At 54.7% G+C, this 9,248-nt stretch carries 9 protein-coding genes and 1 tRNA gene; 4 read left to right on the top strand and 6 right to left on the bottom strand.

The genetic code is table 11. From position 1 onward, the window contains the following. Positions 1–239: 239 nt before the first annotated feature. Positions 240–315: transfer RNA gene (locus DDZ13_RS13470), tRNA-Ala, on the bottom strand. A gap of 20 nt (positions 316–335) precedes the next feature. On the opposite strand from DDZ13_RS13470, the gene DDZ13_RS15540 reads away from it, so the two are divergent. Further along, entirely contained in the window at positions 336–491 is a 156-nt protein-coding gene (locus DDZ13_RS15540; RefSeq protein WP_158279923.1) for a hypothetical protein, read from the top strand. Positions 492–682: 191 nt separating this feature from the next. On the opposite strand, the gene dnaX is transcribed toward DDZ13_RS15540, so the two are convergent. The 4 genes from dnaX to DDZ13_RS13450 all read right to left on the bottom strand — a co-directional run bounded on the left by dnaX (position 683) and on the right by DDZ13_RS13450 (position 5,552). Continuing rightward, the gene (gene dnaX, locus DDZ13_RS13465) at positions 683–1,849 is read right to left on the bottom strand and encodes a DNA polymerase III subunit gamma/tau (protein WP_110131980.1); all 1,167 of its coding nucleotides are present in this window, start codon (positions 1,847–1,849) and stop codon (positions 683–685) included. Positions 1,850–2,039: 190 nt separating this feature from the next. Next, positions 2,040–3,149, bottom strand: a complete 1,110-nt coding sequence (locus DDZ13_RS13460; protein WP_199221131.1) for an aminopeptidase — start codon at positions 3,147–3,149, stop codon at positions 2,040–2,042. A gap of 151 nt (positions 3,150–3,300) precedes the next feature. Continuing rightward, positions 3,301–4,146: a class I SAM-dependent methyltransferase gene (locus DDZ13_RS13455; RefSeq protein ID WP_110131978.1), complete on the bottom strand. Its 846-nt coding sequence runs from the start codon at positions 4,144–4,146 to the stop codon at positions 3,301–3,303. Further along, positions 4,146–5,552, bottom strand: a complete 1,407-nt coding sequence (locus DDZ13_RS13450) for a PQQ-dependent sugar dehydrogenase (RefSeq protein ID WP_110131985.1) — start codon at positions 5,550–5,552, stop codon at positions 4,146–4,148. The genes DDZ13_RS13455 and DDZ13_RS13450 overlap by 1 nt, the downstream gene beginning before the upstream one ends. A 53-nt stretch (positions 5,553–5,605) precedes the next feature. Here DDZ13_RS13450 and DDZ13_RS13445 point away from each other — a divergent pair, with 53 nt between their 5' ends. Genes DDZ13_RS13445 through DDZ13_RS13435 form a run of 3 tightly spaced genes read left to right on the top strand, consistent with a single transcriptional unit; the run spans position 5,606 to position 7,963 of the window. Next, positions 5,606–6,895 carry a mechanosensitive ion channel family protein gene (locus tag DDZ13_RS13445; RefSeq protein ID WP_110131977.1) on the top strand — a complete coding sequence of 430 codons (1,290 nt, stop codon included), beginning with the start codon at positions 5,606–5,608 and terminating at the stop codon, positions 6,893–6,895. Between the two features lie 6 nt (positions 6,896–6,901). Beyond that, positions 6,902–7,663 (top strand): TlyA family RNA methyltransferase, encoded by a 762-nt coding sequence (locus DDZ13_RS13440; RefSeq protein ID WP_110131976.1) that lies wholly within the window; start codon positions 6,902–6,904, stop codon positions 7,661–7,663. 51 nt (positions 7,664–7,714) lie between these two features. Further along, positions 7,715–7,963, top strand: coding sequence for a hypothetical protein (locus tag DDZ13_RS13435; protein WP_110131975.1), 249 nt, complete (start codon positions 7,715–7,717; stop codon positions 7,961–7,963). Positions 7,964–8,024: 61 nt separating this feature from the next. Here DDZ13_RS13435 and tatC read toward each other — a convergent pair whose 3' ends face one another. Then, positions 8,025–9,164: a twin-arginine translocase subunit TatC gene (gene tatC, locus DDZ13_RS13430; RefSeq protein ID WP_110131974.1), complete on the bottom strand. Its 1,140-nt coding sequence runs from the start codon at positions 9,162–9,164 to the stop codon at positions 8,025–8,027. Between the last annotated feature and the right edge of the window lie 84 nt (positions 9,165–9,248).

Genomic DNA, 9,248 nt, shown 5'->3' with positions numbered 1-9,248 from the left:
CAAAGACGCGCATACGGCTTCAAAAACTTTGATAACTACCGACTCAGAGTCATCGCCCAGTGCGGTTAAATATGAACCAAGAAAATAGAAAGGAAATGCTCCGGTCCCCAAACTTTGGTGTAGACCCTGCGGTTAAAGATGAACCACGAAAATAGAAAGGAAATGCTCCGGTCCCCAAACTTTGGTGTAGACCCATGCTCCGGTCCCCAAACTTTGGTGTAGACCCCCCAAGCGAAGGCTGGTGGAGCATAGGAGAGTCGAACTCCTGACCTCTTGCATGCCATGCAAGCGCTCTACCAACTGAGCTAATGCCCCTAAACAGGAAAGCAGGGAAAATGAAACAGTCACGTGGCTCGTCAACCGAAAACTTACTGGAAAAGCTGGTCTTTATCATCGAGCGCACGGATTTCCTCCAGACTTCCGTTAAATCTCTCTTCCAACACTTGCAATACTTCCGGCCCGAGTCGCTCGCTGGCCTCCTCCAAGGTTAAAGTCGGTGCCGGACGACCATTGGCCCTTTTCGCCACATCAGGCCTTGCCTCAGCAACACTCAGAGGATCGGTTGAATCCGCTTCCTCGTAGTCGGCGAAACGTGCTTCCTCTTCGGAAAATTCGTCTGGCGACTGGAACCGCGCTGTTTCAGGCGCATCGACGCCTGTCTCAGGATTGGCAGGAGGTGGAACTAGGGCTTTTTTTTTTCGCCGGACTCCCCGCCTGCCAGCCCTGAACCTGTCGAAGTGGTCGATGCCGTCGCGGCAACCTGCTTGATCAAACTATCGATGGCCCGGGAACGGGACTCTTCGGCCGCCTTGAGCAGGACCACCTCAAAGTTCACTTTCTCGGAAAGTCCTTTCTGAACGGAGGCTTCCCCGCGGTGTAGCGCGTCGAGCATCCGCATGATCGATTCCGTGCTCAGCGGGGTGCCCAGCTTCTCGGTTTTCCCGCCATTTTGGATGGCATCGAGCAAAGCGCCACGACAGTGAGCTTCAAGGTTGACGAGTACGCGGTAGAGGTCGCGCCCCTCTTCAACAAAGTGATCGACCGTGGAAATAATGGCCGGAAAATCGAGCGAGCCGAGAGCCTTGGCTAATTCAGCGATTCGATCAGCTGAAACGAGACCGTAGACATCGAGCACATCACTCTCCGTGATCTCGCTTCCACAGAAAGAAATCATTTGATCGAGAATCGACTGGGCATCGCGCATGCCGCCATTGGCAAGCAGGGCAATCGCCTTAAGTGCTTCGTCATCGATTTTAATATCTTCAGCCTGGGCAATCTGCGCGAGTTTTTCGGCAATGACGGCATCGGAGATGGGGCGAAATTCGAAGCGCTGGCAACGCGAGACAATAGTGGGCAGGACCTTATGCGCCTCGGTGGTGGCGAAGAAGAACTTAACGTGCTCGGGCGGCTCTTCAAGGGTCTTGAGCAGAGCATTAAAGGCCGCGGTCGAGAGCATGTGCACCTCGTCGATAATGTAGATCTTATAGGTGCACTGAGCCGGTGCGAATTGACACTCCTCACGCAGGCTGCGGACCTGCTCAACGCTGTTGTTGGAGGCACCATCGATCTCGATCACGTCCATACAGGAACCGCCCATGATCGCCTGACTGATCTCGGAATCATTGTCCGGGCTCACGCTTGGCCCACCTTCGGCATTCAGGGCCTTGGCAAAGAGCCGGGCCGTACTGGTCTTACCCGTACCACGGGGGCCGACGAACAGATAGGCATGCGCGATGCGGTTGGTCTCGATCGCATTGCGCAGGGTCCGGACAATATGGTCCTGCCCGACCAGTTCGTCGAACTGCTTCGGACGCCAGCGGCGGGCGATGACTTGGTATCCTGGCTCCATAAATTATGGTCCTAGAAAGCAACGGGGAGACGTGAGTGGCAAGGGGGATTTTGGGATTTCTTTGTCGTTCGGCAGGCAACCATTGCATGTCAAACGGGGTGCGGACATTCCTGTCCGCCCGCAAAAAGGCAAATCCCCCTACTGGGCCACGTGGCGGGACAAGAATGTCCCGGCTCCGCGAAATACCCTACTACGCCAGCAGATAATCCGGGTTGAGCTTGTCGAGCCCCGGCTTCACGAAGAGACCGTCTTTACGGATGACTTCACCGTCAAAGATGATTTCTCCGCCCCCGTATTCGGGACGCTGGATCTGGACCAGATCCCAGTGGACCTGCGAGCGGTTACCGTTATCGGCCTGCTCATAGGCCTGGCCCGGGGTAAAGTGGAAAGAGCCGGCCATTTTTTCATCGAAGAGGATGTCACGCATGGGCTCAAGGATATGCGGGTTGAAGCCGATAGCGAACTCACCGATGAAGCGGGCCCCCTCGTCCGAATCGAGGATCTCGTTCAGCCGCTTGGTGTGATTGGACTCTGCGTGGACGATCTTACCCTTTTCGAATTTTAAATGCACGTTGTCGAAGGAAACCCCCTGATAGACCGATGGCGTGTTATAGGTAATTTCCCCTTCGACCGAATCTATCACCGGGCAGGAAAAGACCTCGCCGTCCGGAATGTTGTGGCCTCCGCCTGACGGGATGGCACCGATACCTTTTATGGAAAAACGAAGATCGGTGTTCGGCCCCTTCAACTCGACGATATCGGTCTTGTTCATGAGCTCGACCAAGGCGTCCATGCCCTCCGTCATCCGTGCATAATCCATGGTACAGACGCGGAAGAAAAACTCCTCAAAGCTTCCGGTGCTCTGCATCGCCTGCTGGGCCATGGCCGGAGTCGGCCAACGGAGCACGACCCACTTGGTTTTGTTCACCCGGTGATCGAGGACAGGCTTCATTGCGCGCATGACCTGGGTCAGTTTCCCAGAATCCAAATCGGACATTTCGTAGATATTGTCCGAACCGCGCAAAGCGATGTAAGCATCCATCTTTTCCATTTGAGAGAGCTCCCAACCCGCTTTGGTCTCGAACTGCTCCGGCACCACATTATCCACCAACTCGCGGCTGATTCGCGCGTGCTGGACATTGACAAATGGTACGGCGCCGCGTTCACGCACGGAGCGGATCAGGGCGATGACCATCGTGTCCGGAATATCAAAGGCATCGATCAGCACACGCTCGCCCTTTTGAAGTTTGGTGGAATGGCCGGTCAAAACCGCAGCCAATTTCTCGTAATTTGGATCCATAGGAATAAAACCAACACAAAGAGTCCCGAGGTCAACCGCGGAGCAAAAGATTTAGTCGGCAGGGCCACTCGCGGCTGCGCTGATCATCAACCTCATGGATCGATGTAACGACCGTCCCCGTTGACACAATCATCGGCCTGACGAACCGATGCTAGGGTTGGGCCGACAATGAAAGATAAACATCATAGCGATTGCGCTTCCCTTCAATAATATGGCTGGGTTGCCGGTCCGTCAAAGCGGGAGCGACGCGCGGTCGCTTGACCACCACCCGATCGCGCGCCCGGAACAAGGCTTTTTCAAAAAGTTGAGTCGTATCATCATCCGGCCCCACCAGCCTGTGGAAGATCTGCATCTCTTTTTTCACCGCAGCCGATTTCTTCCGCTCGGGAAACATCGGGTCGAGGTAGACGACGTCCGGCACGTTGTCCTGCCCAAGTTCATCGAGATGTGCGATCGCGTCCGTTTGCACGAGCTGCATCCGTTTGAGAATCATCTCCAACTCAGTGTCATTCTCCCCGGCATAGTCCCGCGAACGTTCCAATCCATCACGCAAGAGGGCAGCTACTGCCGGAACCCGCTCTATCAAGGTAACCTGACAACCAAGACTCGCCAGCACGAAGGCATCTACCCCCAGGCCCGCCGTTGCATCTATCACCGTCGGCACTTTACCGCCTTTCAGGCCAACTGCTTTGGCGATCAGTTCCGAACGTCCGCCACCCTTATGTCGGCGATAATCCAGCCCCGAACCATGGAAGCCGGTATTGATGGCAAGAAAGCTCTGTTCCTCGATCAGCGCCAACTGCACGACATCCGACTCAACGACAAAGACCAGCGCAGGCAGTTCTGACAAGTGTTGTCGCAAGAGACGCAGGCGTTGCTTGGACGAGTTTAACTCGGGAACATCAACCTCGATCAAGGGTAATTTACCGTCACCGGCCAGAACGGAAGCCTTGTTCAGACTTTTCAGGTCCAAACTGTAAACGGCCGCAGGCTCCATCACTTCACGGGCACCAGGCGCACGATCCGGTCCGGCCCATTGAGAACAAGATAGAGGTATCCGTCCGGCCCGCTGGCCACGTCGCGGACCCGGCCGGCACCCTTCATAACGATGCTCGAGTTGGCAACTTCACCACTTTCGATTTCCAAGCGGTGCAATTCTTTCGAGGCAAGGCCGCCGGCAAACAGGTCATGCTTCCATTCGGGAAAAACATTACCTTCGTAAAAGTCGATCCCGCAGACGGCAATCGAGGGCGTCCAATACAACTTGGGCTGTTCCATACCCTCCATCTCGGTTTTCTCGGTGATCGGCGTGCCACTGTAATTCATCCCGTAGGTAATAACAGGCCAACCGTAGTTGATGCCGCGCTCAATACGGTTGATCTCGTCACCACCTCGCGGGCCGTGCTCGGATTCCCAGATCGCACCAGTTGTCGGATGCATATCCAGGCCTTGGGGATTACGATTGCCGTAGGTCCATATCGTGGGAAAGGCACCTGCCTTATCGGCAAAGGGATTATCTTCAGGCACGCGCCCGTCGTCATGGACCCGGTGTATTTTACCGTTGGGAAGCGATAAATCCTGAGCGTTCTCTTTTCGGCCGCGGTCGCCGATCGCGAAGTAAAGATAACCATCTTTGAAGACCAGACGGGTGCCGAAGTGGCGGCTTGTTGAGATGTAGGTTTCTTCAGGGGCCTCGAAGATCAGTTCTTCATCCAACCACATATTATCGATAATCCGACCGCGAACGATCTTCGTCATCCCCACACTGTCATTCTCTTCCCCGGCGGCGGAGTAGGCCAAATAGACCCACCCATTTTTACGGAAGTCGGGATGCAGGGCGACTTCCATCATACCGCCCTGCCCTTTGGCCCAGACATCCGGGGTATCTTCCACCGGAGGCAATAGCTCACCGTCTTCAAAGAGCCGTACCGGGCCAGGGCGCTCAGCAATCAGATAATCACCGTTCGGCAGAAAGGCCATTGACCACGGGATGTCCAAACCCTCGACCACAGTCTCCAGTTTAAAATCGTATCCACCGGAAGAATACACGCCTTTGGTATCGGCCTCCGGGGGATCCGCTTGCGCGATCTGGCGCTGTTCGTCGATATAAATTTCGAGCGCGCGAATTTGTGGCCGCGTCAACTTATCTTTAAAAGCGGGCATACCGGTCGCTGCGTTACCAGCAAGAACGTATTCCAGAAAAGTCTGATCCTTGCCGACAATCTTCCATGATTTGCGGTCGATCAATGAACCTCCTAGCCCCCCATCCAAATTCTCCCCGTGGCAAACCTGACAATGCTGGGTGTAAAGGCTTTCGACCTTACCCGTGCCGATACGAAGCTGGCCGAAACAGGAAACCGCCAAGCCGAGCAGAGAAGAACTGATTAGAATAAATTTGAGCATAATTGGTAAGTTGCGCGAAGCTTCATAAAAATCAAAAAGATTGCGCATGTAATATGCGACCCACTAGTCTGGACCATATTATGCAGGAAGCATGGCGCAAACTATTGATCCCGGATACCGGCTACGAAATTAGTGATCTTTGGCAGGTGCTACTTGTGCTGCTTGTTCTGCTGCTTAGTGCAAAATTCGTCCCCAGAACGCAAAAAGGCGAAGACAAGGTTTACAACGTCGGCCTCTGGTTTCGGGAGCAGCGCAGCTTCATCGTCTTTTGGGTGGCCGTACTTGTCCTGCATGTTGGTTTCGAACTGCTGACACCGCTCGAAACTTCGGTCTTCCAACTCTTCAACTACCTCGGGGCAGCCTGGTTCTTAATTGGTTTCGTCACCAGTTTTATCAAAAACCGTTTTTGGGCCGAATCCTGGGCCGCCGTCTTTTATCTGCTCACGGCTTACAGCATCCTCGCACTGGCCGGACCGGCAGTTGAATTTTTGGATGAGCTACGATTTGGCGTGGGGACGTTCAGTATATCCGCATGGCAGGTGCTGGCCGGCCTATTCACAATTCTTTTTGCACTCTGGATGAGCCTGGCCATTGCACGGCTCGTCGAACGCCAGGTTCAGCGGGTGCCCCGCATGAGCGGTTCGTTGAAAGTCCTGATTTCCAAAGTCGCGCGTATTTTAATTCTGGTCGTCGCAGGCATGATGGCCCTGAACGCGATGGGGATCGACCTCTCCGCGCTCACTGTCATGGGCGGAGCGATCGGCCTGGGCCTGGGCTTCGGCCTACAAAAAGTGGTGTCGAATTTCATCAGCGGCATCATTCTGTTAATGGACAACTCCATCAAACCCGGCGACGTCATCGAAATCGAAGGCACCTACGGCTGGATCAATAACCTGCGGGCCCGATATGCCTCCATTATCACGCGGGATGGCACCGAGCACCTCATCCCCAACGAGGATCTGATTACGCAAAAAGTCACGAATTGGTCGTTTACCGATAATCTTGTCCGTCAACGAATCCCCATCGGCGTTTCCTACGGCGCTGATCCGCATCAGTGTATCGAAATCGTCCTGGAAGCAGCGCGCTCAATTGACCGTATTCTCAAAGAGCCCGCTCCGGCCTGCCTGCTGACCGGTTTCGGCGACAGTTCGGTCGACCTTGAGCTGCGCATCTGGATCGCCGACCCGGCTAATGGTGTGGCCAACGTCAAAAGTGCAGCTCTCCTCGCGGTCTGGGACGCATTTAAGGCCAACGGTATCGAAATTCCGTTCCCGCAGCGCGATTTGCACATTCGCTCCAGCCATGTCGATTTCGTCAAACGGGAAGAGCCGGACCCGGAGTAACCTTTAATGCCGCCGCCTAAAAAAATACGGCTCGACGAACTACTCGTCGAAAAGGGACTGGCCGATTCACGCTCGCGGGCGAAAGCCTTGATCCTGGCCGGTAAAGTCCTTCTCGGGACCGAACGCCTGGATAAGCCGGGGCGCTCGCTTCCGGCTGACAGTGAATTGACCGTCGAGCAACCACCCCGCTTTGTCAGCCGGGGCGGTGAGAAACTGGAGGGGTTTCTTGATCGATTCGAAATCTCGATGGAGGGCCTGCCTATCCTCGATGTGGGCGCTTCAACCGGCGGGTTTACCGATTGCTGCCTGCAACGGGGCGCCACCAGCGCCACCTGTGTCGACGTCGGCCGGGCGCAGATGCATAATAAACTGATTCAAGACCCGCGTGTCACCAATCTGGAAAAGACCAACGCGCGCCACCTCAAACCCGGCGACCTCACACGCGACAGCTATCCGAGAATCGTGATGGATCTCTCCTTTATTTCACTGACTAAAGTGCTGCCCGCAGTCTGGACTTTTCTGGAGCCCGGCGGCTGCCTGATTGCGCTGGTCAAACCCCAGTTTGAAGCCCGGAAGGAAGAAGTCGATGCCGGCCGCGGCATCATCCGTGATGCCGCCGTCCATCAGCGTGTCCTCCAGGAAATTCGTGATTTCGCCCTTTCCGAACTATCCGGCGCCGAGCTCGTTGGCATGATCGACTCCCCCATTAAAGGAACCGACGGAAACCGCGAGTTTCTGATCGGACTTAGGAATAAGGGGCAGGGATAAGCGTAATTTCGTTTTGACAGACCGGTTTTCAGGGCTTCTCTCATCGACACGATGGAAAAATCCTACCAAAAGCTGCTCAATCCGGTGCACCATGTTATCGCCAACGTGCTCACTCTCGGATTCTACATATTCATGGCAGTCATCCTGCGTCCTTTTACTTTTTCGCCGGAACCGATGATCGCCCAGCTTCAGGCCTGCTTCGCCGCAGTCCCAGTGGCCGCCACCTTTTGGTTCGCGATCTACATGTTCCTGGTCGTGCTGATGGATCAGCTCAAGCAGCGCAAAGAGAACGCCAAATAATTTTTCCGCAGATAAAAAAAGGGCCGCCCCAAAAGAGGCGGCCCTTTTTTTTGTGTGCCCCCTACTCGAGAGCCTCGTCTTCTTCCTCGCGCTTCTTCCGTTCGATGCGCATTCCGGTCCAAATCGCCAATTCGTAAAGACCATACATGAAGCCGGTGGTTGTCGCCAACGAGATGGGGTCGCCGCCGGGCGAAACCAGCGCGGAGAATATCATAAGCCCCACGAAGACCATGCGCCGGACACGCTTGAGTGTCTCCGTATTGAGCACGCCCATGTAAACCAAGAGGACCACCACGAGCGGAAACTGAAAAAAGAACCCGATCGCAAGTGAAAACCAGACCACCATGTTATAGTAGTCGGAGGCAGCCCACAGGATATCAAAACCCAGATGCTCGTTCAGCCGGACAGTGAACCCCAAAGCCAGGGGAAGGATGATAAAGAACGCAAAGGATACCCCGATCAGGAATAACAGAAAGGCAGCGTAGCAGGCCGGGCGCAGAACTTTACGCTCTTTCTCGGTAAGTCCCGGAGCGACAAAGCTCCCCAGGAAATATAGCATGAAAGGCATGGAGAGCGTGAGCCCGCCGAGCAGGGCAATCTGGAAGAAAACCGAAATCACTCCCATCGCCTTGTAGGTAATCAGATTTTGCCCGGCCACCTCGGCGGAACCATAGGCTTTGTTCAGAGGCATTTGTATCCATTCGGCAATCGTCTTGTGAAAAATCACCACCACGGCGACACCGATAATGAAGGCGATCACACTGCGGCCGATCGTCCAGCGGAATTCCTCCAAATGCTCAAGGAAGGACATGCCTTCTTCGTCACTGTCTTCATCTTCCGAATCATCGCCTGACTCCTGAACACCTTCGTGCCTGCGCTCCCGGGTTAGAAAACGGCCCGCAGCAGACCGGGGCTTTCTTGGCACGTCGTATTCGTCCAGCCCGTAGTCCTCGATCTCATCATAATAATAATCGGAAAGGTCGGGATCCGTCTCTTCGTCAAATATCTCGTCAAACTTTTCCGCCTCGTCGATATCATCGATCGGGCTCGAGCTATCATCCGCTTTCTTGTCATCGGATGCGGCGTCGTCCTGACCCGAATCCGGGTCGGGTTTTTTGGGCCTTTCGTCCTCAGGGGCACCATTCGTCGGCTCTGATTCCTCAAAGTTTTCGTCATCCTTTTCAGGTCGGTCGTCACTCATTTGTTTTGGAGCTATGCAAGTGAGTCGGCGGCTGGCAACTCCAATAAGAAATTCCGTGCCGCATTTTTTGATTTTTGTTTTTCA

Source organism: Coraliomargarita sinensis (assembly GCF_003185655.1).
In the GTDB taxonomy this organism is placed as follows: domain Bacteria; phylum Verrucomicrobiota; class Verrucomicrobiia; order Opitutales; family Coraliomargaritaceae; genus Coraliomargarita_B; species Coraliomargarita_B sinensis.
The sequence above is the reverse complement of the archived record's forward strand: the minus strand, read 5'-3'. Positions and strand labels throughout refer to the sequence as shown.

What these genes read in the sequence shown, in the direction of transcription:
- DDZ13_RS13460 (WP_199221131.1), bottom strand. Translation starts at nt 3,149, where the DNA reads ATGGATCCAAATTACGAGAAATTGGCTGCGGTTTTGACCGGCCATTCC.
- dnaX (WP_110131980.1), bottom strand. Translation starts at nt 1,849, where the DNA reads ATGGAGCCAGGATACCAAGTCATCGCCCGCCGCTGGCGTCCGAAGCAG.
- DDZ13_RS13450 (WP_110131985.1), bottom strand. Translation starts at nt 5,552, where the DNA reads ATGCTCAAATTTATTCTAATCAGTTCTTCTCTGCTCGGCTTGGCGGTT.
- DDZ13_RS13455 (WP_110131978.1), bottom strand. Translation starts at nt 4,146, where the DNA reads ATGGAGCCTGCGGCCGTTTACAGTTTGGACCTGAAAAGTCTGAACAAG.
- DDZ13_RS15540 (WP_158279923.1), top strand. Translation starts at nt 336, where the DNA reads ATGAAACAGTCACGTGGCTCGTCAACCGAAAACTTACTGGAAAAGCTG.
- DDZ13_RS13445 (WP_110131977.1), top strand. Translation starts at nt 5,606, where the DNA reads ATGCGACCCACTAGTCTGGACCATATTATGCAGGAAGCATGGCGCAAA.
- DDZ13_RS13435 (WP_110131975.1), top strand. Translation starts at nt 7,715, where the DNA reads ATGGAAAAATCCTACCAAAAGCTGCTCAATCCGGTGCACCATGTTATC.
- tatC (WP_110131974.1), bottom strand. Translation starts at nt 9,164, where the DNA reads ATGAGTGACGACCGACCTGAAAAGGATGACGAAAACTTTGAGGAATCA.
- DDZ13_RS13440 (WP_110131976.1), top strand. Translation starts at nt 6,902, where the DNA reads ATGCCGCCGCCTAAAAAAATACGGCTCGACGAACTACTCGTCGAAAAG.